Source organism: Pseudomonas sp. FW305-25, assembly GCF_017351415.1.
Taxonomy (GTDB): domain Bacteria; phylum Pseudomonadota; class Gammaproteobacteria; order Pseudomonadales; family Pseudomonadaceae; genus Aquipseudomonas; species Aquipseudomonas chlororaphis.
Map to the genome: position 1 here is coordinate 1 of NZ_JACNDE010000061.1, position 22,907 is coordinate 22,907.

General features: G+C 62.8%; 20 protein-coding genes. 14 read left to right on the forward strand and 6 right to left on the reverse strand.

What is annotated here, in order from left to right; genetic code table 11:
• From J4E58_RS30850 to J4E58_RS30875, 6 genes are all read left to right on the forward strand, one after another.
• Nucleotides 1-1,359: aspartate aminotransferase family protein (locus J4E58_RS30850; protein ID WP_207255361.1), on the forward strand; the 1,359-nt coding region annotated here is incomplete at its 5' end.
• A gap of 186 nt (nt 1,360-1,545) precedes the next feature.
• Nucleotides 1,546-2,640, forward strand: a complete 1,095-nt coding sequence (locus tag J4E58_RS30855) for a polyamine ABC transporter substrate-binding protein (protein WP_053263034.1) — start codon at nt 1,546-1,548, stop codon at nt 2,638-2,640.
• 186 nt (nt 2,641-2,826) lie between these two features.
• Nucleotides 2,827-3,921 (forward strand): polyamine ABC transporter substrate-binding protein, encoded by a 1,095-nt coding sequence (locus J4E58_RS30860; RefSeq protein WP_009051375.1) that lies wholly within the window; start codon nt 2,827-2,829, stop codon nt 3,919-3,921.
• 71 nt (nt 3,922-3,992) lie between these two features.
• On the forward strand, nt 3,993-5,135 hold the full coding sequence (locus J4E58_RS30865) for an ABC transporter ATP-binding protein (RefSeq protein ID WP_007928322.1): 1,143 nt from the start codon (nt 3,993-3,995) through the stop codon (nt 5,133-5,135).
• A 35-nt stretch (nt 5,136-5,170) separates the two neighbouring features.
• Nucleotides 5,171-6,052, forward strand: coding sequence for an ABC transporter permease subunit (locus tag J4E58_RS30870; RefSeq protein ID WP_169916015.1), 882 nt, complete (start codon nt 5,171-5,173; stop codon nt 6,050-6,052).
• Entirely contained in the window at nt 6,049-6,939 is an 891-nt protein-coding gene (locus J4E58_RS30875; RefSeq protein WP_023967929.1) for an ABC transporter permease subunit, read from the forward strand. The genes J4E58_RS30870 and J4E58_RS30875 overlap by 4 nt, the downstream gene beginning before the upstream one ends.
• 153 nt (nt 6,940-7,092) lie before the next feature.
• Here J4E58_RS30875 and J4E58_RS30880 read toward each other — a convergent pair whose 3' ends face one another.
• A complete protein-coding gene (locus J4E58_RS30880) occupies nt 7,093-9,504 on the reverse strand; it encodes a penicillin acylase family protein (protein ID WP_087092488.1) in 2,412 nt (803 codons plus the stop codon).
• 106 nt (nt 9,505-9,610) lie between these two features.
• A complete protein-coding gene (locus tag J4E58_RS30885) occupies nt 9,611-10,189 on the reverse strand; it encodes a DUF6436 domain-containing protein (RefSeq protein ID WP_087092487.1) in 579 nt (192 codons plus the stop codon).
• Nucleotides 10,190-10,298: 109 nt separating this feature from the next.
• On the opposite strand from J4E58_RS30885, the gene J4E58_RS30890 reads away from it, so the two are divergent.
• Nucleotides 10,299-11,222: an alpha/beta hydrolase gene (locus J4E58_RS30890; protein WP_087092486.1), complete on the forward strand. Its 924-nt coding sequence runs from the start codon at nt 10,299-10,301 to the stop codon at nt 11,220-11,222.
• A gap of 123 nt (nt 11,223-11,345) precedes the next feature.
• On the opposite strand, the gene J4E58_RS30895 is transcribed toward J4E58_RS30890, so the two are convergent.
• Nucleotides 11,346-12,098, reverse strand: a complete 753-nt coding sequence (locus J4E58_RS30895; protein WP_087092485.1) for a DUF2059 domain-containing protein — start codon at nt 12,096-12,098, stop codon at nt 11,346-11,348.
• 171 nt (nt 12,099-12,269) lie between these two features.
• Here J4E58_RS30895 and J4E58_RS30900 point away from each other — a divergent pair, with 171 nt between their 5' ends.
• Together J4E58_RS30900 and J4E58_RS30905 are read left to right on the forward strand one after the other, a co-directional pair.
• Nucleotides 12,270-12,902: a 2OG-Fe(II) oxygenase gene (locus J4E58_RS30900; RefSeq protein ID WP_009051368.1), complete on the forward strand. Its 633-nt coding sequence runs from the start codon at nt 12,270-12,272 to the stop codon at nt 12,900-12,902.
• A 2-nt stretch (nt 12,903-12,904) separates the two neighbouring features.
• Entirely contained in the window at nt 12,905-13,387 is a 483-nt protein-coding gene (locus tag J4E58_RS30905) for a DUF523 domain-containing protein (RefSeq protein ID WP_087092484.1), read from the forward strand.
• 95 nt (nt 13,388-13,482) lie between these two features.
• Here J4E58_RS30905 and J4E58_RS30910 read toward each other — a convergent pair whose 3' ends face one another.
• A complete protein-coding gene (locus J4E58_RS30910; protein WP_087092483.1) occupies nt 13,483-14,256 on the reverse strand; it encodes a transporter substrate-binding domain-containing protein in 774 nt (257 codons plus the stop codon).
• Nucleotides 14,257-14,389: 133 nt separating this feature from the next.
• Between J4E58_RS30910 and J4E58_RS30915 the strand changes: the two genes are divergently transcribed.
• Nucleotides 14,390-14,827 (forward strand): DUF4399 domain-containing protein, encoded by a 438-nt coding sequence (locus J4E58_RS30915; protein WP_009051365.1) that lies wholly within the window; start codon nt 14,390-14,392, stop codon nt 14,825-14,827.
• Between the two features lie 89 nt (nt 14,828-14,916).
• Here J4E58_RS30915 and serA read toward each other — a convergent pair whose 3' ends face one another.
• A complete protein-coding gene (gene serA, locus J4E58_RS30920; protein WP_007932850.1) occupies nt 14,917-16,146 on the reverse strand; it encodes a phosphoglycerate dehydrogenase in 1,230 nt (409 codons plus the stop codon).
• A 204-nt stretch (nt 16,147-16,350) separates the two neighbouring features.
• Here serA and J4E58_RS30925 point away from each other — a divergent pair, with 204 nt between their 5' ends.
• The 4 genes from J4E58_RS30925 (at nt 16,351) to J4E58_RS30940 (ending at nt 20,599) form a co-directional block, all read left to right on the forward strand.
• Nucleotides 16,351-17,745, forward strand: a complete 1,395-nt coding sequence (locus J4E58_RS30925; protein ID WP_087092482.1) for an FAD-binding oxidoreductase — start codon at nt 16,351-16,353, stop codon at nt 17,743-17,745.
• Nucleotides 17,746-17,800: 55 nt separating this feature from the next.
• Nucleotides 17,801-18,466, forward strand: a complete 666-nt coding sequence (locus tag J4E58_RS30930; protein ID WP_053263025.1) for a fumarylacetoacetate hydrolase family protein — start codon at nt 17,801-17,803, stop codon at nt 18,464-18,466.
• Nucleotides 18,467-18,642: 176 nt separating this feature from the next.
• Nucleotides 18,643-19,572 carry an SdiA-regulated domain-containing protein gene (locus J4E58_RS30935; RefSeq protein ID WP_087092481.1) on the forward strand — a complete coding sequence of 310 codons (930 nt, stop codon included), beginning with the start codon at nt 18,643-18,645 and terminating at the stop codon, nt 19,570-19,572.
• Nucleotides 19,573-19,687: 115 nt separating this feature from the next.
• Nucleotides 19,688-20,599, forward strand: a complete 912-nt coding sequence (locus tag J4E58_RS30940) for an SdiA-regulated domain-containing protein (protein WP_053263023.1) — start codon at nt 19,688-19,690, stop codon at nt 20,597-20,599.
• 182 nt (nt 20,600-20,781) lie between these two features.
• Here the strand turns inward: J4E58_RS30940 and J4E58_RS30945 are convergent, their stop codons facing one another.
• A complete protein-coding gene (locus tag J4E58_RS30945; RefSeq protein ID WP_087092480.1) occupies nt 20,782-22,734 on the reverse strand; it encodes an autotransporter domain-containing protein in 1,953 nt (650 codons plus the stop codon).
• Nucleotides 22,735-22,907 lie beyond the last annotated feature (173 nt).

Consider the following 22,907-nt stretch of genomic DNA (forward strand, 5'->3'; position numbering starts at 1 on the left):
AGCAACAACCCGCAAACCCGTGAGTGGCAAACCCTCAGCAGCGAGCACCACCTGGCCCCGTTCAGCGACTTCAAGCAATTGAAGGAGAAGGGCCCGCGGATCATCACCAACGCCGAGGGCGTTTATCTCTGGGACAGCGAGGGCAACAAGATCCTCGACGGCATGGCCGGGCTGTGGTGCGTGGCCATCGGTTATGGCCGCGAAGAACTGGCCGACGCCGCCAGCAAGCAGATGCGCGAGCTGCCGTACTACAACCTGTTCTTCCAGACCGCCCACCCGCCGGCGCTGGAACTGGCCAAGGCCATCTCCGATGTGGCCCCCAAGGGCATGAACCATGTGTTTTTCACCGGCTCGGGCTCCGAAGGCAACGACACCATGCTGCGCATGGTTCGCCACTACTGGGCGATCAAGGGCCAGCCGAAGAAGAAAACCATCATCAGCCGCGTCAACGGCTATCACGGCTCCACCGTGGCCGGCGCGAGCCTGGGCGGCATGACCTATATGCACGAACAGGGCGACTTGCCGATCCCGGGCATCGTGCATATCCCGCAGCCTTACTGGTTCGGCGAAGGCGGCGACATGACCCCGGACGAGTTCGGGATCTGGGCGGCCAACCAGCTGGAAGAGAAGATTCTCGAAGTCGGCGTCGATAACGTCGGTGCCTTCATCGCCGAGCCGATCCAGGGCGCGGGCGGCGTAATCGTGCCGCCAGAAAGCTACTGGCCGCGGATCAAGGAAATCCTCGCCAAGTACGACATCCTGTTCGTCGCCGACGAGGTGATCTGTGGGTTCGGGCGGACCGGTGAGTGGTTCGGTAGCGATTTCTACGACCTCAAGCCGGACATGATGACCATCGCCAAGGGCCTGACCTCCGGCTACATCCCCATGGGTGGCCTGATCGTGCGCGACGAAGTGGTGGCGGTGCTCAACGAGGGCGGCGATTTCAACCACGGTTTCACCTATTCCGGGCACCCGGTGGCCGCCGCCGTGGCCCTGGAAAACATCCGCATCATGCGCGACGAAAAAATTATCGAGCGCGTCAAGGCAGAAACGGCACCGTATTTGCAGAAACGCCTGCGGGAACTGAACGATCACCCGCTGGTGGGTGAGGTTCGCGGAGTCGGCCTGTTGGGCGCCATCGAGCTGGTTCAGGACAAGGCCACCCGTGCGCGGTATGTCGGAAGAGGCGTCGGCATGATCTGCCGGCAGTTCTGCTTCGACAATGGCCTGATCATGCGCGCCGTGGGCGACACCATGATCATCGCTCCGCCCCTGGTGATCACCAAGGAGGAGATCGATGAGCTGGTGAGCAAGGCCCGCAAGTGCCTGGACCTGACCTTGAGTGCGTTACAGGGCTAAGTGCTAGGCTCTGAGCGGAGTACCCCGCGGTACTTCGCTCGGGGCGGCCATAAAGGATGGGGTCTTCTGTTGAAAGCCCGCCTTGGAACTTGCCAGACTACCGCCTGTTTTTAGTTGCCTGGCAACCGGTCGCTGAACACAAGGTTAAAAAGAATAATTGGAGCATGACGCATGAAGGCAATAGGTATGAAGAAAGCTGGCAAGACCCTCCTCGCCATGTCCCTGATGGGCGCGATGGCGGCAGTGGCCCAGGCAGACGACAAAGTGCTGCACGTTTACAACTGGTCCGACTACATCGCACCTGACACCATCGCGAACTTCGAGAAAGAGTCCGGGATCAAGGTGGTCTACGACGTTTTCGATAGCAACGAGACCCTGGAAGCGAAACTGCTGGCAGGCAAGTCCGGTTACGACGTGGTCGTGCCGTCGAACAACTTCCTGGCCAAACAGATCAAGGCCGGTGTTTATCAGGAGCTGGACGTCTCCAAGTTGCCCAACTGGAAAAACCTGAACCAGGATCTGCTCAAGGCGGTTTCGGTCAGTGACCCGGGCAACAAGCACGCTTTCCCATACATGTGGGGTTCCATCGGCATCGGCTACAACCCGGAGAAGGTCAAGGCTGCGCTGGGCGTCGACAAGATCGATTCCTGGGACACCCTGCTCAAGCCCGAGAACATCGCCAAGCTCAAGGGCTGCGGCGTGAGCTTCCTCGACTCGCCAACCGAAATGATCCCGGTCGCCCTGCATTACCTGGGCCTGCCGACCGACAGCCAAAAGAAAGACGACATCAAGAAAGCCGAAGAGCTGTTCCTCAAGATCCGTCCTTCGATCACCTACTTCCACTCCTCCAAGTACATCTCGGACCTGGCCAACGGCAACATCTGCGTAGCGGTCGGTTACTCGGGTGACGTGCAGCAGGCCAAGTCCCGCGCCGCCGAAGCCGGCGACAAGGTAAAAGTCAGCTACGTCATTCCGAAAGAAGGCGCCGGCACCTTCTACGACATGGTCGCTATCCCCAAGGATGCGGAAAACGTCGAGGGCGCCTACAAGTTCATGACCTTCCTGCAGAAGCCTGAAGTCATGGCCGGCATCACCAACGCCGTGCGTTTCCCGAACGGCAACGCCGCCGCAACGGCACTGGTAGAAAAAGACATCACCAGCGATCCGGGCATCTACCCGCCAGCCGACGTGCAGGCCAAGCTGTATGCGATCGCCGATCTGCCGGCCGCCACCCAGCGTGAGTTGACCCGCAGCTGGACCAAGATCAAATCCGGCAAATAAACCGGTTTGAGGCAGCAACCGCTGGCTGTCGTCCCCGCGAGGGCGGTCAGCGGTGCAATTAAATGACAGAAAGTTTTGCTGGATCGGTTTATCGAAGGTAAGTTGCGCGCCGGTTTTGTTGCCGGGCAGCTCTTGGCTGTCATGTAGTGCGGGCAACTCAGGCCCAATTGTTGAGAGGACCTCCACTTGCCTATTTCTTTATTTCGCAAAGCCATGCTGGTGGGCGCCGGGCTGACGCTGGCCGTCAGCGCTTATGCCGCGCCGACCGTGCATATTTATAACTGGTCTGACTATATCGGTCAGAGCACATTGGCGGACTTCGAAAAGGCCACCGGCATCAAGCCGCTGTACGACGTGTTCGATTCCAACGAAACCCTGGAAGGCAAGTTGCTCGCCGGTCGTACCGGTTATGACGTGGTCGTGCCGTCCAACCACTTCCTGGGCAAGCAGATCAAGGCCGGGGCGTTCCAGAAGCTCGACAAGGCACAGCTGCCCAACTATTCCAATCTCGATCCGGTGCTGCTCAAGCGCCTGGAAAAGAACGATCCGGGCAACCAGTACGCCGTGCCTTACCTGTGGGGCACCAACGGCATCGGCTACAACGTCGAGAAGGTCAAGGCCGCGCTGGGCGTGGACAAGATCGACTCCTGGGCCATGCTGTTCGAGCCGGAAAACATCAAGAAGCTGTCGAGCTGCGGCGTGGCCTTCCTCGACTCCGCCGATGAAATGCTCCCGGCGGTGCTCAACTACATGGGCCTGGACCCCAACAGCCAGAACCCCGACGACTACAAGAAGGCCGAAGCCAAGTTGCTGGCGGTGCGGCCTTACGTGACCTACTTCAACTCCTCGAAATACATCTCCGACCTGGCCAATGGCGAAATCTGCGTGGCCGCGGGTTTCTCCGGCGATGTGTTCCAGGCCAAGGCGCGCGCCGCCGAAGCCGGCAAGGGCATCGAAATCGCCTATGTGATTCCCAAGGAAGGCGGCAACCTCTGGTTCGACATGCTGGCCATTCCCAAGGACGCCGGTAACGTCAAGCAGGCCCATGCCTTCATCAATTACCTGCTCAAGCCTGAGGTGATCGCCCAGGTCAGTGATTCCGTCGGTTATGCCAACCCGAACCCCAAGGCGGGCGAGCTGATGGACCAGTCGGTCCGCAAGGACGAAGCCGTTTACCCGGCGCAGGAGATTGTCGACAAGCTGTACGTCAACTCAGAGTTGCCGCCCAAGATCCAACGACTCATGACCCGCAGCTGGACCAAGGTCAAGTCGGGCAAATAGCGTCAATCGCTCAAACTATCCAGAGTTCGCCCGCATGGGGCGAACTGCAAATTCTGTTGGGAGTTTCGTAAATGGCAGTTGCCTCCGGCGCCTACAAGAAAGCCCTCGAGGGCGACCAGACACCGAAGCAGGTGTTGGTCAAGATCGACCGGGTCACGAAGAAGTTCGACGAGACGATTGCCGTGGACGATGTGTCCCTGGAAATCAAGAAAGGCGAGATCTTCGCCCTGCTCGGCGGTTCTGGCTCGGGTAAGTCCACCCTGCTGCGGATGCTCGCGGGGTTCGAACGGCCCACGGAGGGGCGCATCTACCTGGACGGTGTGGACATCACCGACATGCCGCCCTACGAGCGGCCGATCAACATGATGTTCCAGTCCTATGCCTTGTTCCCGCACATGACTGTGGCGCAGAACATCGCCTTCGGCCTGCAGCAGGACAAGATTCCCAAGGCCGAGATCGATGCCCGCGTGGCCGAGATGCTCAAGCTGGTGCAGATGAGCCAGTACGCCAAGCGCAAGCCGCACCAGCTCTCCGGCGGCCAGCGCCAGCGCGTGGCCCTGGCCCGTTCCCTGGCCAAGCGACCGAAACTGCTGCTGCTCGACGAACCGATGGGCGCCCTGGATAAAAAGCTGCGCTCGCAGATGCAACTGGAGCTGGTGGAGATCATCGAGCGGGTCGGCGTGACCTGCGTGATGGTGACCCACGACCAGGAAGAAGCCATGACCATGGCCGAGCGTATCGCGATCATGCACCTGGGCTGGATCGCCCAGATCGGCAGCCCGATCGACATCTACGAAACCCCGACCAGCCGCCTGGTCTGCGAGTTCATCGGCAACGTCAACATCTTCGAGGGCGAAGTGATCGACGACGCCGAAGGCCACGCGACCATCACCTGCAAGGACCTGGACCGCAACATCTACGTGGGCCACGGCATCAGCACCTCGGTGCAGGACAAGTCGGTGACCTACGCCATCCGCCCGGAAAAACTCCTGGTGACCCCGGACATGCCGACCTGCGAATACAACTGGTCGAGCGGCAAGGTGCATGACATCGCCTACCTGGGTGGCCACTCGGTGTTCTACGTCGAGCTGCCGAGCGGCAAGCTGGTGCAGTCGTTCGTGGCCAACGCCGAGCGTCGCGGCGCGCGTCCGACCTGGGGTGACCAGGTGTACGTCTGGTGGGAAGACGACAGCGGCGTGGTACTGCGCTCATGAACATGCGAAAGCTCAAGCGCCGCCTCAATCGAATAATTCCCGGTGGCCGCCAGATGGTCATCGGGGTTCCGTTCCTCTGGCTGTTCCTGTTCTTCATGCTGCCGTTCTTCATCGTCCTGAAGATCAGCTTCGCCGAAGCGGACGTGGCCATTCCGCCGTACACCGAGATCTACAGCTTCATCGACCAGAAGCTGCAGGTGCTGCTCAACCTGGGCAACTACGCGATGCTCGGCGACGACGAACTGTATATCGCCGCCTACCTCGGCTCGTTGAAGATGGCGTTCTTCAGCACCCTGCTGTGCCTGTTGATCGGCTACCCGATGGCCTATGCCATCGCCAGCGCCCGCAAAGAGCTGCAGACCGTGCTGGTGCTGCTGATCATGATGCCGACCTGGACCGCGATCCTGATCCGCGTCTATGCCTGGATGGGCATCCTCAGCAACAACGGCCTGCTCAACGGCTTCCTGATGAGCATGGGCTTGATCGACGAGCCGCTGCAGATCCTCAACACCAACCTGGCGGTGTATATCGGCGTGGTCTATTCGTACCTGCCGTTCATGATCCTGCCGCTCTACGCCAACCTGGTGAAGCATGATACCAGCCTGCTGGAAGCCGCTTCGGACCTGGGTTCGAGCACTTTCAACAGCTTCTGGAAAATCACCGTGCCGCTGTCGAAGAACGGCATCATCGCCGGCTGCATGCTGGTGTTCATCCCGGTGGTGGGCGAGTTCGTGATCCCGGAACTGCTCGGCGGTCCGGAAACCCTGATGATCGGTAAAGTGCTCTGGCAAGAGTTCTTCAACAACCGTGACTGGCCGGTGGCATCGGCCCTGGCAGTGGTGATGCTGGCGATCCTGATTGTGCCGATCATCCTCTTCAACCGCAGTCAGGCCAAAGAAATGGAGGGCAAGGAATGAAGCGCTTCAGTTTCTCGAACCTGATGCTGGTGGTGGGTCTGCTGTTCATCTACCTGCCGATGCTGATCCTGGTGATCTACTCGTTCAACGCCTCCAAGCTGGTGACGGTCTGGGGCGGCTGGTCGGTGAAGTGGTACGTCGGCCTGCTGGACAACTCGCAACTGATGGGCTCGGTGGTGCGTTCCCTGGAGATCGCCTGCTACACCGCGATCGCCGCGGTAGCCCTGGGTACCCTGGCGGCCTTCGTCCTGACCCGTATCACCCACTTCAAGGGCCGCACCCTGTTCGGCGGCCTGGTCACCGCGCCGCTGGTAATGCCGGAAGTGATTACCGGCCTGTCGCTGTTGCTGCTGTTCGTGGCCATGGCGCAGATGATCGGTTGGCCGCAGGAGCGTGGCATCGTCACCATCTGGATCGCCCACACCACGTTCTGCGCGGCCTATGTGGCGGTGGTGGTGTCGGCGCGTCTGCGCGAGCTGGACTTGTCCATCGAGGAGGCGGCCATGGACCTGGGTGCGCGGCCGTGGAAGGTGTTCTTCCTGATCACCATCCCGATGATCGCGCCGTCGCTGGCGGCCGGCGGCATGATGTCCTTCGCCCTGTCCCTGGACGATCTGGTGCTGGCGAGCTTCGTCTCCGGCCCGGGCTCCACCACCTTGCCAATGGAAGTGTTCTCGGCGGTGCGCCTGGGGGTGAAACCGGAGATCAATGCCGTGGCCAGCCTGATCCTGCTGGCGGTGTCGCTGGTGACCTTCCTGGTCTGGTACTTCAGCCGCCAGGCCGAAGAGCGGCGCAAGCGCGCCATCCAGCAAGCCATCGAAGAGGCCGCGGCCGATTCCTGGAAGCAGCCGGACGTGCGCCGCGCACAGGCCCCGGAAGCGGCCTGATACGCGCCAGCCGCAAGGCGTTGACCGCGACAAGACATCGCCCCTGTTCAGGGGCGATGTCGTTTTCGGGGGTGGCCCCGGCCTTGAGTGCCGCGTCGACTGGATCGCCAGCCAAGCTGGCTGCTGCGGGTCAGGCGCCGTTCACCACGGGGGTTACTGCGCCGTCCGCGCCGGCAACAGCTTCAGGGTGCTGCGGGTATTGGCCGTGACCTCTTCTTCGTTGAAGTGCGCCTGCTGGTACACCCCTTCGATATAGGCTTCGGCCTGATCCTGATAGTGCTTGTCGAACAGCACGCCGCTTTGCCCGACCGGGTTGATGCTCAGGCTGTGGGCCGGATCGGCGAAGTCGATCAGGCGCCGGGTGGACGGACCATAGGTCACCGGCCAGGGCGCCGAGCCGATCTTGGCCGATTGATTGTTCGGTACTTCGTGGGTGCCCGGCGCGGCGAACGGGCCGACGTTGAACACCCGGTCCAGGGGCTTCTGCAGGCCCAGCGGATGACCGTGGGTCAGGGTATGCGCCTGGCCCCACAGCCATTTTGTCGAGTCGTCGCCAAAGGTCGCCTTGAGATGAGCGAGGCTGGCGCGCCAGGCGACCCTGACGGTGTCGGCGCGGCTTTCCTGGTCCAGGGTGTTGCGGTTGTCCCACCACGGCGAGTCGGCGGAGGCGGCCAGGCGTGGCAGCGCGGCGTCGATCACCCGGGTGGACAGCAGGGTGTCGAAGAAGGCGTCGCCCAGCTCGTCATGGAAGGCTGCGTCGGTGAGGTTGAACAGGAACTGGTTGAACAGGGTGGCGCTGGTGGAGTCCAGCGGGTAGTCGCCTTTCCACTGCGCCAGTTGTTCCACCAGCTTGAGCTCCTGCGGGTCGCTCACTACTTCGCGCAGGACTGGCAGCAGCGGCGCCAGCAGGCGCGGGCCATAGGCGGTGGTGGTGCCCAGCTGGAGTTTCTGGCTGGCGTCGATATCCCATTTCACGCTCTTGTCGCCGAGCTGGCGGTCCAGTTGCTGGCCACGGTCGGCGAGGTTGTAGTAGCCGGGAATCTCCATGCCGGTGGGTGAGACCGGCTGGAAGTTGGCCGAAACGATATAGCCGCGCGCCGGGTTTTCTTCCTGGGGGTTGGCGCTGAATGGGTAGAAGCCCTCTTTGTCCGCCAGCGAAGTGCTGCCGTCGAGGATGAACGTGCCCTTGGCGCCGATCGGGCGTTTCGGCAACAGCGCCGCGGCCCACCAGCCGATGTCGCCCTTGGCGTTGGCCCAGACGATGTTCAAGCCCGGCGCCTGGACCTTGGACGCGGCACTGCGGGCCTTGGCCAGGGTGTCGGCGCGGTTGAGCTGGTAGAAGCCGTCGAGGATCGGATTCGGCGTTTCGAGGAAGGCCCACCACATGGCGATCGGCGTCTTGCCGGCATTGGCCCCGAGCACGTCGTTGACGATCGGCCCGTGGGGCGACTGGCGCAGGATCTGGGTGACCGGCGGCTGGCCCTTCACCGCGATCTGCTGCTCGCTGTTGACCAGGTCGACCCACTTGCCGCGGTACCAGACCTGGTTGGCGTTGTTCGGGTTGACCTTCTCGGCGATCAGGTCCAGATCGTCGTTCTGGAACATGGTCAGGCTCCAGCCGAAGTCCAGGTTGTGGCCGAGAAAGGCGAAGGGCACCAGCGCCTGGTGATGACCGTAGAGTTCGAAGCCCGGTGCCGACAGCTGGGCCTCGTACCACACCGACGGCACCGCGAAGCGGATGTGCGGGTCGCCGGCCAGCAACGGTTTGCCGCTCTTGGTGCGGGTGCCGGACACCGCCCAGGCGTTGCTGCCCTCGAATTGCGGCAGGCCGGCGTCGGCCAGGGCCTGCTCGCTCAGCCGGGCGATGGCGCCCAGGTCCTGCCAGTCGCTGGCGGCCAGGCTTGGCGCCAGCGGGCCACGGCCCTTGGCCAGGGCGCCCTTGGGCTGCCAGTCGAGGTCGAAGACTTTCAGGTAGTCGCTGCCGAGCTGGTCGCGCACGTAGGTCAGCAGCGGCTCGGTGCGGAAGGCCGCGGCGAAGCTGTAGGCCATGTAGCCGGCGACGCTGATGCTGTCTTCGGCGGTGAAGGAACGCTTGGGAATGCCGAGGACATCAAATTCGATCGGTTGCGGATGGCTGTTCTGATACTGGTTGATCCCGTCCAGGTAGGCTTGCAGGCCCTTCCAGGCGGGGGACTGGCGATCCAGCCCGGCGACGTAGCTGTCAGCGCGCTCGCGGATGCGCAGGCTGCGGAACAGTTTGTCGGTGTCGAGCAGTTTGGGGCCGAGTACCTCGGCCAGCTCGCCGCGGGCCAGGCGCCGCATGACTTCCATCTGGAACAGCCGGTCCTGGGCGTGGACATAACCCAGCGCGCGGTACAGGTCGGTTTCGTTTTCCGCGCGGATATGCGGCACGCCGCGTTCGTCGTAGCGCACCGTGACCGAGCCCTGCAGGCGCTCCAGCTCGACCTGGCCCTGGCGCGACGGCTGCTTGCTGTACAGGTACCAGCCCCCTCCCGCAGCAAGGGCAAGGATCAGGACGACGAGTACGGTCAGGCTACGTTTCATGGTGACTCCTTGTTCTTTCTGCGATTTGCCTGCCGTGGGGAAGGCAAACATTTAGCACAGGCCTTCTGTGCCGGGCATCCGTTGTCTGGGAAAAGTCAGGAATGCCTTAATCCGTCTGTTTCGGCCATGGACAATAACAGCCCACCGCCAAGGTGTGGGTGGCGCTGACCGCGCGGCCTTCGTGCAGGGCCTGGAGGATAGGTTCGATAAAGCTGTTGCTGGAATTGCAGGTCAGGCCCTCGCTGTAGGGGCCGAAATAGGCCAGGGTGCCATTGCGGTCCCAGATCGCCACGGCCGGGCTGGCGGGGATCTGCTCCGAGCCGGGCAGGCCGTCGAGGACTTTCAGGCGGCTCAGGGTGGCGGGCAACTGGCCGTGGCTGCCGGCCTTCTGCACCGAGTAGAACTCCACGCCCTGCGGGCCGTAATGCTCGATCAGCTCAGCCAGGTGCTGCTGGTTGCCGACATTGCACGGGCAGGCCGGGTCCCAGAAATGCACCAGGCGGATGGCGCCTTCGCCGGCGAGGCCAGGAGGCAGTTGCAGCGGGTCGCCGGAAAACACCGCGGTGTGTTCGCTGAAGGTGCGCAGAAAACGTCCCTGGAACCAGTCGTAGGCGACCCACAGCACCCCGGCGCACAGGAGGGCGAGCAGGCTGGCAAGCAGGGTCGTGCGGTAGGGCAGACGCATACGGATCATTCCTCGAAGGTCGCGTAGCTTGCCATGCTTGCCCCGACAGATGAATATCGCAGGCCGATAAAGCCTGTTTCGCGTTCCGCGCCACCCTGGGAAAACCCTTATGCCTGCGACCTTCGACCCCGACCTTCTGCGCGCCAGCCTGCGGCCCCTGGCCGAGGCGCAGCCGCTCTCGGCCCAGGCGCAGGCCTATCAGCGTTTCTATGGGCTGGATCTGCCGGTCAAGCGTGGGCTGGGGCGTTTCGCGGTCGGCGGTTTTGAGGTGGTCGGCCAGGTCTGGTGGCCCGAGCAGCCGGTGGCGACCTTGTTTCTGTTGCACGGTTTCTACGATCACATGGGCTTGTACCGGCATGTGATCGAGTGGGCGCTGCAGCGGCAGTGGGTGGTGATTGCCTGCGACCTGCCGGGTCATGGCCTGTCCAGCGGCGAGCGCGCCAGCATCGATGATTTCGCGGTGTACCAGGCGGTGCTGCAAGGCTTGTTCGACGAAGCCCGGTCCCTCGATCTGCCCCAGCCCTGGCACCTGTGCGGGCAAAGCACGGGCGGGGCGATCGTGATCGATCACTTGCTCAACCAGGGCGCGCAGAGCCCGGCCCAGGGCCAGGTGATCCTGCTCTCGCCGCTGGTGCGCCCGCGTGCCTGGGGCTGGTCGAAGCTCAGCTATTACATGCTTCGGCCTTTCGTCAAAGGCATCGCCCGGCGCTTCAGCGAGAACTCCACCGACCCCGATTTCCTGCCGTTCCTGCAGCGCGACCCGTTGCAACCCCTGCGCCTGCCGACTGCCTGGGTCGGCGCGCTGGCGCAGTGGATCAAGCGCATCGAACTGGCCCCGCGCAGCAGCCGGCAGCCGCTGATCGTTCAGGGGCAGGCGGACATGACAGTGGATTGGCAGCACAACCTGCAGGTGATCCGGCAGAAGTTCCAGCAGCCCCAGGTGCTGATGCTGCCCGAGGCGCGGCATCACCTGGCGAACGAGGCGGCGCGCATTCGCCAGGAATACTTCGCCTTCCTGAACCAGCATCTTTGAAGGTATTCACGCGCCTGTAGCCGCTGCCGCAGGCTGCGATAGGTCCGCAGGACCTCAGCGGTCGAAAGATCGTCACGACCGTACCGGTCGATCGCAGCCTCCGGCAGCGGCTACAAGAGGCGTTTAGGGCGCAAGGCTCGAAGTGCTCTGGCCGACGGCCAGCCCGGCGCGGATCGCGGCCAGGGCGGCTTGATAGTAGGCCTTGCCTTCGGCGGATTCGGCGAAGTTGGCGAACTCTTCCAGCTCGGGGTCGGACAGGTCGCGATAGACGTACAGCAGGGTGTTGTTCAGGTCGTTGCCGATCTGCGCCATCAGCCGCTGGCGCTGGCCGTTGAGCATGTTCTGCGCCTGGCCGGCCCCCAGCAGGCCGGGGATCATCTGGCTCAGGCTGTCGGCAGCCACGCCGGCGATGGCCAGGCTGACTTCCGCGCCGGCTTCACGGGCCGGCAGCGCCTGGGCCAGGTGGCCGATAATCAATTGACGGGTATCGCTGGCCTGCATCTTCGGCAGGCCCTGGGCATTCTTCGCCAGTTGGTCGCGGCGGGTCGCCAGCAGTTCGGCGGCAACGATCTTGCGCCCCAGCGGCGACTGGAAAAACGCCAGGGCTGGTTTCGGATCGGCGAGGTTCTGCCGCAACTGCGTCTGGGCGCGGCGGTCCATGGCCTGCGGCGCGAAGCGCTGGTTGCTGTTATTGACCAGGGCCTGATAGACCGCTGGCGGCAGGCTATTCTGGTAACGCTGCTGGGCGGCGGTAAGAGCATCGTTGAAATGCGCGCGTTGTTCCGGCCAGCCGGCGACCTTGTACAACTGGTCGTGGCCGTCTGCCCAGGCGGGCAACACACAGAACATCAACAGTGAAAAAAGCAAACGGCGCATAAGGACTCCTGTCGGCAGCCCACTATTCTCCGGGGCGAGGCGATGGTTGTCGAGAATTCGTATCAGGTTCAGTACGCAAACTGTCCGATCGAACGACGAACAGAGGCGGCGCCAGGCTGCTTGGTCAGAATTATCTCGCGGATCTGTCGGATTCATCTGGGTGTGGATACTATGCGCGCCATGCAAATACCCTCTGATCACCCCCTGCTGTTACGCATTGTCGATGACCTGGCCACCCGTGGCTGGTCGCAGCAGAACATCTTCCTGCCAGAAGCCCTGACCCTGGAGCTGGCGGCCGAGTGCCGCAAGCGCGCGGCCGAAGGCGAGCTGGCGCCGGCGGCGGTTGGCCGTGGCCCGGCGCAGGAGATTCGCGAGGGGATCCGTGGCGATCATATCCAGTGGCTCGAGCCCGGCCAGGCCGACTGCTGCGATACCTACCTGGGCTTGATGGACAGCCTGCGCGAGGCGCTGAACCGCGGGCTGTTCCTCGGCCTGGAAGACTTCGAAAGCCATTTCGCGCTGTACCCGCCAGGGGCGTTCTACCTCAAGCACGTCGACCGTTTCCGTGACGATGACCGGCGCATGGTGTCGGCGGTGATCTACCTCAACCAGGACTGGCTGCCGGAGCAGGGCGGGCAACTGCGCATGTACTTCGATGGCGAGAGCGAATACGACGTGGATCCCGCCGGCGGCCGGCTGGTGGTGTTCCTCTCCGGCGAGGTGCCCCACGAAGTCCTGCCCGCGACCCGGGAGCGCCTGTCCTTGACGGGCTGGTTCCGCCGGCGTGGCAACGAGCCGTTCTGATCATGCACAAGATCCTGGTCAGTCGCTGCCTGTTGGGCCACCGCGTGCGTTACGACGGGGCGGCCAGCGGGCCGTTCGATCAATTGGCGCGCTGGCAGGCCGAGGGCCGGGTGGTCGCACTGTGTCCGGAAGTCGCCGGCGGCTTGCCAACACCACGGGCGGCCGCGGAAATACCCGGCGGGCAGGGCGGTGAAGTGCTCGATGGCCTGGCGCAGGTCATCACCACCGAGGGCGAGGATGTCAGCACCGAGTTCCTCAGCGGCGCCCGGCAGGCGCTGGAGCTGGTACGCGAGCATGGGATTCGCATCGCCGTGCTCAAGGCCAACAGCCCGTCCTGCGGCAACCTGCTGACCTATGACGGCAGCTTCAGCGGGGTCAAGGTCAGCGGCGAGGGCGTCACCGCCGCCTTGCTCAAGCGCGCCGGGGTGCAAGTGTTCAGCGAGCTGGAACTGGGCGAGGCCGCCGCAGCCCTGGCGGCGCTCTAGCCCCTGTAGCCGCTGCCGCAGGCTGCGAAAGGTCCGCAGGACCTCGGCGATATCAAGTTTTCCGCGGCTGCAGCCTTGCGGCAGCGACTACAACATCAAGGCTTGGGCGGCTTGCTCGCATCCATGCCGAACCATTTTTCCGACAACGCCATCAACCGGCCATCGGCCTTGATGCGCTGCAGCGCGCCATCGAGGCTCGCCTGGAACGCTGGGTTACCTTTCTGGAACGGGATCGCCAGGCTCAGGGTCGGCCCGACCTTGGCACCTTCCTTCACCGGCAAGCGGCTGTCGCGAATGGCGTAGGGGATCAGCAGGCGATCGCTGATGGCCGCGTCGAGCTGCTTGTCGGCCACATCCTTGATGGGTTGCTGGGCGTTCGGGTAGCTGCGCAGGTCGATGCCTTCAACGGTGCGTGCCTGCTCGGCGAACTGGCTGCCCTGGGCCACGCCGAGGGCTTGGCCCTGGAGCGCTTGCAGGCTGCCCAGCGCGCGCTCTTCTTCCTTGCGTACGATCAATTGTGCGCTGGAATAACTGTAAGGCTCGCTGAAGTCGAAACGATCCTTGAGTTCCGGGGTCATTGCTACGTGATTGATGGCGATGTCGTAGCGGCCGCTTTCGACGCCAGGTAGCAGGTCGGCAGCGTCGGCGACCACGAAGTCCGCCCGCACATCCAGTTCCCGGGCGAGCAGTTGGCCCAGCTCGACTTCGAAACCGGTGAGTTTGCCGTCGTCCTTGAAGTTGAAGGGCGGGGTGTTGGCTTCCAGCGCGATACGCAGTTCCCCGCGATCGTTCACATCGTCGATCAGTTCGGCTTGAGCGTAAGTGCTCACAAGAGGTAGCAAAAGTATCAGGCCAGGCAGGAAACGCATGGTCACTCCTTGAATTTATATGTGCGATGCGCTGTTCAGGCTCGCTTTGCTATGGTGTTGATTGCCCTTCGACAACGATATGCCACGAAGTTGTCATAACCGTACCGATTTTGCGGAAAAACTGGAGAATAGAATGAAAACCTTTATATCTCGTGCTGCATTGGCCGGCCTGATGCTGGGGGCTTCGATGCTGGCTTCTGCGGCGGATATTCCTCGCACCAAGGCGCCGGAAGGCGCTTCTGTATTTATCGTCACCCCGGTCAATGGCGATACCGTGGCCAAGACCTTCAAGGTCAAGTTCGGCGTCAGCGACATCTCCCTGGCGCCCGCCGGCGACCAGACTCCGCACACCGGGCACCACCACCTGCTGGTCGACGTCGACAAGTTGCCAGCCGAAAACATGCCGATCCCGGCCGACGCCCAGCACATCCACTTCGGCAAGGCCCAGACCGAAACCGAGCTGACCCTGGCCCCGGGCAAGCACACCCTGCAGCTGGAGCTGGGCGACAAGAACCACGTGCCGTTCGACCCGCCAATCGTTTCGGAAAAGATCACCATCACCGTCAAGTAAGCGCGGACGGTAAAAACTGCCTGTAAACGAAACTGCCTGTAAATAAAAAGGGAGGCCCCAGGGCCTCCCTTTTTATTGCCAGCGAGTGCTTAGAACAGCACGCGGCTGCGGATGGTGCCGTTGACGTGTTGCAGCTTCTCTTGCGCCAGCTCCGAGTATTCGGCGTCGACGTCGATCACCACGTAGCCCACCTTCTCGTTGGTCTGCAGGAACTGACCGGAGATGTTGATGCCGTTTTCGGCGAAGACCTTGTTGATCTCGCTCATCACACCCGGGATGTTCTCGTGGATGTGCAGCAGGCGGTGCTTGCCAGGGTGAGCCGGCAGGGCCACTTCCGGGAAGTTCACGGACGATACCGAAGTACCGTTGTCGCTGTACTTGACCAGCTTCTCCGCCACTTCCAGGCCGATGTTGGCCTGGGCTTCGGCGGTCGAACCGCCGATGTGCGGGGTCAGGATCACGTTGTCCAGGCCACGCAGCGGGCTTTCGAACTCTTCGTCGTTGGAGCGTGGCTCCACCGGGAACACGTCGATGGCGGCGCCGATCAGGTGCTTGTCCTTGATCGCTGCGGCCAGGTGGTCCAGCTCGACCACGGTGCCGCGGGCGGCGTTGATCAGGATGCCGCCTTTCTTGATGGCGCGGATTTCCTTCTCGCCGATCATCCACTGGGTGGCAGCGGTTTCCGGAACGTGCAGGGTGACGATGTCGGACATGCCCAGCAGCTCGTGCAGGTTGCCGACCTGGGTGGCGTTACCCAGTGGCAGCTTGGTCACGGTGTCGTAGAAGAACACCTGCATGCCCAGGCCTTCGGCCAGGACCGACAGTTGGGTGCCGATCGAGCCGTAGCCGACGATGCCCAGCTTCTTGCCACGGATCTCGAAGGAGTTGGCCGCGCTCTTGATCCAGCCGCCACGGTGGCAGGAGGCGTTCTTCTCTGGGATACCGCGCAGCAGCAGGATCGCTTCGGCCAGCACCAGTTCGGCTACGGAACGGGTGTTGGAGTACGGTGCGTTGAACACCGCGATACCGCGCTCGCGAGCCGCGTCGAGGTCGACCTGGTTGGTGCCGATGCAGAAGCAGCCAACAGCGACGAGCTTCTTCGCGTGATCGAAGATTTCTTCAGTCAGTTGGGTGCGGGAGCGAATGCCGATGAAGTGCGCATCGGCGATCTTTTCCTTCAGCTGGGCTTCCGGCAGAGAACCGGTGAGGTACTCGATACTGGTGTAGCCCGCGGCCTTGAGGACGTCGACAGCCGATTGGTGGACGCCTTCGAGAAGAAGGAACTTGATCTTGCTCTTATCGAGAGAAGTCTTGCTCATCTGCGTAAACCTGTGTCCCGGAGAAAAATGGCAGGAAATGGTCAACAGATGCTGACCCGGACGGCAGGAAAGCCGTCGCCGCAGAACGCCCTTCGGCACTATTCTGCGGGGGGTCGTATGCTAGCATACGGACCCCGCGAAACACTCGTTCCTGCGACGTGAAGCGTTCTCAGGATGACCATGAATTGTTCGAGAGTTCTGTCGATGACCAATCCTGCGCTGATTGATGAGCTGAAGACCCTGGTCGAGGCTGGCAAGGTCCTGACCGATGCCGACTCCCTGAATGCTTACGGCAAGGATTGGACCAAACACTTCGCCCCGGCGCCGAGCGCCATCGTCTTTCCCAAGACCATCGAGCAGGTCCAGGCCATCGTGCGCTGGGCCAACCGGCACCAGGTCGCGCTGGTGCCGTCCGGCGGTCGTACCGGCCTGTCGGCCGCCGCCGTGGCGGCCAATGGCGAAGTGGTGGTGTCTTTCGACTACATGAACCAGATCCTCGACCTTAACCTGACCGACCGCACCGCGGTCTGCCAGCCGGGCGTGGTGACCGAGCAGTTGCAGAACCGCGCCGAAGAAAGCGGCCTGTATTATCCGGTGGACTTCGCTTCCGCCGGTTCCAGCCAGATTGGCGGAAATATCGCCACCAATGCCGGCGGGATCAAGGTGATTCGCTACGGCATGACCCGCAACTGGGTGGCCGGCCTGAAAGTGGTCACCGGCAAGGGCGACCTGCTGGAGTTGAACAAGGACTTGGTCAAGAACGCCACCGGCTATGACCTGCGCCAGCTGTTCATCGGCGCCGAGGGCACCCTGGGCTTCGTGGTCGAGGCCACCATGCGCCTGGAGCGCGCGCCGAACAACCTCACGGCGATGGTGCTCGGTACGCCGGATTTCGACTCGATCATGCCGGTGCTGCATGCCTTCCAGGGCAAGCTCGACCTGACCGCCTTCGAATTTTTCTCCGACAAGGCCCTGGCCAAGATCCTCGGCCGCGGCGACGTCCCGGCGCCGTTCGAGACCGACTGCCCGTTCTATGTGCTGCTGGAGTTCGAAGCCAGCAACGAGGACGTGGCCAACGATGCCCTGGCCACCTTCGAGCATTGCGTGGAGCAGGGCTGGGTGCTGGACGGCGTGATGAGCCAGAGCGAGCAGCAACTGCAGAACCTGTGGAAGTTGCGCGAGTACATCTCCGAGACCATCTCGCACTGGACCCCGTACAAGAACGACATTTCGGTCACGGTGTCGAAGGTGCCGGCTTTCCTGAAGGATATAGACGCGATCGTCGCGAAAAACTACCCGGACTTCGAAGTGGTCTGGTATGGCCACATCGGCGACGGCAACCTGCACCTGAACATCCTCAAGCCGGACGACCTGAGTAAGGACGAGTTCTTCGCCAAGTGCGCCACCGTCAACAAGTGGGTGTTCGAGACTGTCGAGAAGTACAACGGCTCGATTTCCGCCGAGCACGGGGTGGGTATGACCAAGCGCGATTACCTGACCTACAGCCGTTCGCCGGTGGAAATCGACTACATGAAGGCGGTCAAGGCGGTGTTCGACCCGAACGGCATCATGAACCCGGGCAAGATTTTCGCTGTTTGACCTAAGGGTCACTCAAGCAGCGGTACCTGATGAACCAAACGAGCAGGAGTCGGTAATGAGCTATCAGCACCAGTATGTCGACGGTACCCGTATTCATTTCCCGGTCGGCAAGATCGTGTGCATCGGGCGCAACTATGCCGAGCACGCCAAGGAACTGGACAATCCGGTGCCGAGCGAGCCGCTGCTGTTTATCAAGCCGGGCAGTTGCGTGGTGCCGCTGGAAGGCGGTTTTGCCATCCCCACCGAGCGTGGCTCCGTGCATTACGAGGCGGAAATCGCGGTATTGATCGGCAAGCCACTGTCGACCCAGCCCAGCCGCGAAGAAGTGCTGGATGCCATCTCCGGTTTCGCCCCGGCCCTGGACCTGACCCTGCGCGACAAGCAGGCCGAGCTCAAGGCCAAGGGCCTGCCCTGGGAAATCTCCAAGTGCTTCGACGGCGCCTGCGTGCTGGCGCCCTTTGTGGTCGGCAGTACGTTCCCGGACCTGACCGACATCAATATTCGCCTGACCATCAACGGCGAGGTCCGTCAGGACGGCAACAGCAGCATCATGCTCAACCCGATCGTACCGATGATCCAGTACATGGCCGGCTGCTTCTCCCTGCAGGCGGGCGACGTGATCCTGACCGGTACGCCGGTGGGCGTCGGTCCGCTGAACGTGGGCGACGAGCTGGTGCTGGAGCTGCCGGGCGTCAGCCGCTTCGAAAGTCGCGTTAGCTGACTCAGCGGGGCCCGCCTGCAATGGGCGGGCCTCTCCTAAGAAAGCGCGGAAATCCAGGATATTTCTGACTTTTTCCGAATTTTTCACATCCGGTCTGGATAATTTTCCGCGTCCAGGCGTCTGAGTCTGCCCCGATGTGCTATTACCAATAGCTGACTTTTTGGAACGCGTTCCCCATGTCCATGCCTCACACCCCCGAGCTTCAAACGGTTCGTCGTCGCGGTTTGTTCCACATGCGCTGGTATTCCTGGCTGTTGCTGGCGGGCATCGTGAGCTATGGCGTCGCGATTGCCATGCACTGGGACGACCGTGGCCTGCTCTGGGTGCTGGAGCGTTTCGAAACCCCGGCCGAGCGCCAGGAAAGTGTCTGGCTGCCGGATTACCGCGCGGTCATCGACGCCAAGGTACTGCCGGGCATGGAGAAGGACGAGGCCTCCGACCTGGCCTACAACCCGCAGACCAAGACCCTGTTTGCGGTGATGGGCAAGAACCCGTTCCTGGTCGAGTTGAACCTGCAGGGCGATGTGCTGCGCAAGATGCCGCTGGTGGGCTGGAGCAACCCGGAAGGGGTGACGGTCATGGGGAACGGCCTGCTGGGGATTGTCGACGAGCGCGATCACCTGCTGACCATCGTCAAGGTGGATGCCAATACCCGCGAGCTGAATATTTCCGACTTCCCGAAATACGACCTGGGGCCTTCGCAGGACCAGAACAAGGCGTTCGAAGCCGTGGCCTGGGATGCGCGCAAGCAGCAGTTGCTGCTGGGCGAGGAGCGTCCGCCGGCGCTGTTCACCTGGAACAGCGCCGGCAGCCAGACCCTCAAGGGTGACAAGCAGAAACTGGAAAGCGATGAGCTGGACCTGCGCAACCTGTCCGCCCTGAGCATCGACCCTCGCACCGGTCATACCCTGGTGCTGTCCGCCGATTCGCACATGTTGCTGGAGCTGGACGAAACCGGCGAGCAGGTCAGCTTCATGACCTTGCTGGGCGGTTTCAATGGCCTCAAAGACACCATTCCGCGGGCCGAGGGCGTGGCCATGGATGAGCAGGGCAACCTGTACATGGTCAGCGAACCCAATCTGTTCTATCGCTTTGAGAAGCACTGATTCAGAGGTTTCTGGCGGCAAAAGGCCATAATCCGGCATACGCCCGCTGCGATTAAGTTTAAATTCATCCGGCTGTGATATTTCATCCGCCTGATTTGTATTTGAGCTTGCCAGCATGCGTCGACTCGCCTATCCCAAACCGCTGTTCCTCCTCCTGTGTTTTATCGTGCTGGTGCTGCTGGGCATTGCCGGGCAGCACCACCGCTACTTCGAGCGCCTGTGGTTCAACTGGCGGGTCATGTCGCAGCCGGCCAACACCGATGCCATTGGCCTTGATGGCTATCGGGTGACTCTCGAAGCACAAAAGATCGAAGGCCTGGATGACGTCTCGGCGCTGACCTACGATCCGGTGCGCAAAAGCCTGTTCACCGTGACCAACAAGAATGCCGAGCTGATCGAGCTGTCGCTCGACGGGCGCATCCTGCGGCGCATTGCCCTGACCGGGTTTGGCGACCCGGAAGCGGTCGAGTTCATCAGCGCCGACACCTATGTGATCACCGACGAGCGCCAGCAGCGGCTGATCAAGATCCATCTGGAGGAGGACACGGTGTTCCTCGACGCGGCGGACGCCGAGCAGATGACCCTGGGTGTGCACATGAGCGGCAACAAGGGCTTCGAGGGCCTGGCCTACGATTCGGTGGGCAAGCGCCTGTTCGTCGCCAAGGAACGTGACCCGATGCTGATCTACGAGGTCAAGGGTTTCCCGCATTACGACCCGGAGAAGTCCTACGCGGTGCATGTGGTCAACAACCCCAAGCGCGATGCCGGGTTGTTCGTGCGTGACCTGTCCAGCCTGCAATACGACGAGCGCACCGGGCATCTGCTGGCGCTGTCGGATGAGTCGTGGCTGGTGCTGGAACTGGACGTGGATGGTCGGCCCCTGAGCACCATGTCGCTGCGCAAGGGCCGGCAAGGCTTGCAGGCCACGGTGCCGCAGGCCGAAGGCATTGCCATGGACGACGACGGTACCCTGTACCTGGTCAGTGAGCCGAACCTGTTCTACGTCTTCAAGAAGCCCGCCCCGTAACCCCGTAGCCCTGTAGCCGCTGCCGAGCCCGCGAGGCTGCGCCCGGGCGCGCAGCGGCCGTAAAACCAGGCGACCTTTCTGTTCCGGCAATTCGTATACCCCCGAACCTGCGAGGACCGCGTCGCAATACCGCCCACCTCGTACGCGGCCTCGCAGGCTCGCCAGCGGCTACCAAAGCGCGTTCAAAACTGCCACTGCACGCCGAGGGAGTAGCCGGTCTGGCTGCCTTCGGCGTGGCCGATCCGGCCGTTGACCTCGGCGTACAGCCCCAGCTGCGGGGTGATCGCCAGCTGGCTGCCGAGCTGGGCGCGGCCGAAGCTCTTGTCCACGCCGCCCAGGCGAGCCACGCGCACTTGACCATCGGCGCGGCTGGTCAGGTCCAGGTCGTCCAGGCGGCCATCCGCCAACTCCTTGACCCAGGCCAGGTCGCCATAGGGCAGCAGGCTCATGCCGTAAGGCAGGGCCATGGCGCCGCGAATGCGCCAGCCGAGGCTGGCTTCCAGCGAATCGAATGACTGCTCCTCATAACTCAGCGCTGTGCGCAGGTCCTGCTTCTCGTGGAAGCGGTCGATGCGGTAGTGGGTGTAATCCAGGCCGGCGAAGGGGCCGCTCTTGATCGCACCGAAGTCCAGGTCGTAACCGCCGAGCACGCGGGCGCCCAGGGTCAGGGCGTCGGTATCGCCCGTCAGTTTCTGGTTCAGCAGCACCGGGCCGCCGTTGGCCTGGATCACCAGGTTGCGCTTGGATTCGAAGCGGGTGCGACCGACGCTCAGGTCGCCGGCCAGCCATTGCGGGCCGCCATCATTGAGCAAGGCGTAGACCGCCGCCTGCCAGGTATCGCTGTCGAGCTTGCCGCGATGTTCGAGCTTGTCGCGGCCGTTCTGGTAGCTGAGGCTGGCGCCGACATTCAGGCTCGAATTGAGCTGGTAGTCGCCCAAGGCATGCACCCCCAGCCGACGCGCCTCGGGATTGGGCGCGCTGTCGAAACCGCTGTCGGGGCTGTATTCGCCGTCGATGCCGATCTCGCCATCGAAACTGCCGACTTCCCGGCCCATCGCCTGCAAGGTCAGCCAGCGCCGGTCGTGCAGCCGGACCATGGCCTGATGCTGGCGTTGCAGATGATCCTGCTGGTTGCGCGCCACAGCGCCGCCGGAGGCGGTGGAGGCCAGCAGGTCGGCGTTGGTCAGCTCCAGGACCAGGCGGCTGAGCAGGCGCGAGTAATCGCGCAGGCGCTGGTCGATGCGTTCCTGGCCGAAGGCGTTGGTCAGCACCGCCTTATTGTCCTCGGCGGGATCGTGCCAGGTGGAGCCGCCGGGGATAGCCGGGTTGGTGGTCTGGGTGTAGCCGTCCAGATCGCCGATTTCCCAGTGGGTGGCCTCGATGTAGAGAATCGGGATGTTCAGCCCTTCGAAGGCTTCGCCGTCGCTGCAGCAGCCGGTGCCCGCGGGGTATGCCGGGTCGAGGCCGGGGTTGGTGAACAGATTGATCTGCAGTTCCCTGGCGATCTGCAGGGTATGTTCGCGCAACGAGGCCAGGGCTGGGTTGGCGCTGCTGTTCTGTCCGGCGTGGGCATACATCATGTCGCCAGTGATCAGGCTGTCGAGGTTGATCATGGCCAGCATGTTGGCGCGCTGGCTGGCGCTGAGGGAATCGACGAACGCCCTGGAGCCGCGCAGGCCTTCCTCCTCGGCGCCGAAGCCGACCACCTGCAAGCCGTTTTCCAGCGGCAGCCCGCCGAGGTTGCGGGCGATTTCGGTCAGCACGCTGGCGCCGGAGCCGTTGTCGTCCAGGCCTTGCAGGGTCGGGCGGCCGAAATAGGTATCGAAGTGCGCGCCGACCACCACGTATTGCGGCTTGGTCCCGGCGGCGTAGGCCACCACGTTTTGCGAGCTGCGGCTGTTGCCGCCGGCGGTCCAGGAAAAGTCCTGGCGGCTGATGCCGTAGGCGCTGCCCATCTGGCTCTGCATCCAGTCGGCGGCACCGGCGAAGTTGGCGGTGCCACGGTAGCGGCCGGGGTAGTCGTTGATCAGTTTGTCGAGGGTGGTGGCGGCGTGTTCGCCGTATTCATAGGCGAAGGCCTGGGTGGACAGCAGAACGCTGGCGAGACTGACGGCAAGCGTGAGGGGCTTGAGCACGGTGATCTTCCTTGAGGGATGAAAAAACGGGGGCAGTTGCACAATGCGCGCCTCATTCCTTGGGCGACCTTGTATTGGCGCATTGCTTAAACCGAACGTCGCCTGGCGTTAATTTGTAACGGATTTGATACCGGAAGTCGTGGGCCGCACTGAGACCTGGTGCGCGAATCCGG

Bases quoted from the DNA above. Each gene is read 5' to 3' on its own strand.
- J4E58_RS30855 (WP_053263034.1), top strand. From the start codon at position 1,546: ATGAAGAAAGCTGGCAAGACCCTCCTCGCCATGTCCCTGATGGGCGCG.
- J4E58_RS30865 (WP_007928322.1), top strand. From the start codon at position 3,993: ATGGCAGTTGCCTCCGGCGCCTACAAGAAAGCCCTCGAGGGCGACCAG.
- J4E58_RS30875 (WP_023967929.1), top strand. From the start codon at position 6,049: ATGAAGCGCTTCAGTTTCTCGAACCTGATGCTGGTGGTGGGTCTGCTG.
- J4E58_RS30880 (WP_087092488.1), bottom strand. From the start codon at position 9,504: ATGAAACGTAGCCTGACCGTACTCGTCGTCCTGATCCTTGCCCTTGCT.
- J4E58_RS30885 (WP_087092487.1), bottom strand. From the start codon at position 10,189: ATGCGTCTGCCCTACCGCACGACCCTGCTTGCCAGCCTGCTCGCCCTC.
- J4E58_RS30890 (WP_087092486.1), top strand. From the start codon at position 10,299: ATGCCTGCGACCTTCGACCCCGACCTTCTGCGCGCCAGCCTGCGGCCC.
- J4E58_RS30895 (WP_087092485.1), bottom strand. From the start codon at position 12,098: ATGCGCCGTTTGCTTTTTTCACTGTTGATGTTCTGTGTGTTGCCCGCC.
- J4E58_RS30900 (WP_009051368.1), top strand. From the start codon at position 12,270: ATGCGCGCCATGCAAATACCCTCTGATCACCCCCTGCTGTTACGCATT.
- J4E58_RS30905 (WP_087092484.1), top strand. From the start codon at position 12,905: ATGCACAAGATCCTGGTCAGTCGCTGCCTGTTGGGCCACCGCGTGCGT.
- J4E58_RS30910 (WP_087092483.1), bottom strand. From the start codon at position 14,256: ATGCGTTTCCTGCCTGGCCTGATACTTTTGCTACCTCTTGTGAGCACT.
- J4E58_RS30915 (WP_009051365.1), top strand. From the start codon at position 14,390: ATGAAAACCTTTATATCTCGTGCTGCATTGGCCGGCCTGATGCTGGGG.
- serA (WP_007932850.1), bottom strand. From the start codon at position 16,146: ATGAGCAAGACTTCTCTCGATAAGAGCAAGATCAAGTTCCTTCTTCTC.
- J4E58_RS30925 (WP_087092482.1), top strand. From the start codon at position 16,351: ATGACCAATCCTGCGCTGATTGATGAGCTGAAGACCCTGGTCGAGGCT.
- J4E58_RS30930 (WP_053263025.1), top strand. From the start codon at position 17,801: ATGAGCTATCAGCACCAGTATGTCGACGGTACCCGTATTCATTTCCCG.
- J4E58_RS30935 (WP_087092481.1), top strand. From the start codon at position 18,643: ATGTCCATGCCTCACACCCCCGAGCTTCAAACGGTTCGTCGTCGCGGT.
- J4E58_RS30940 (WP_053263023.1), top strand. From the start codon at position 19,688: ATGCGTCGACTCGCCTATCCCAAACCGCTGTTCCTCCTCCTGTGTTTT.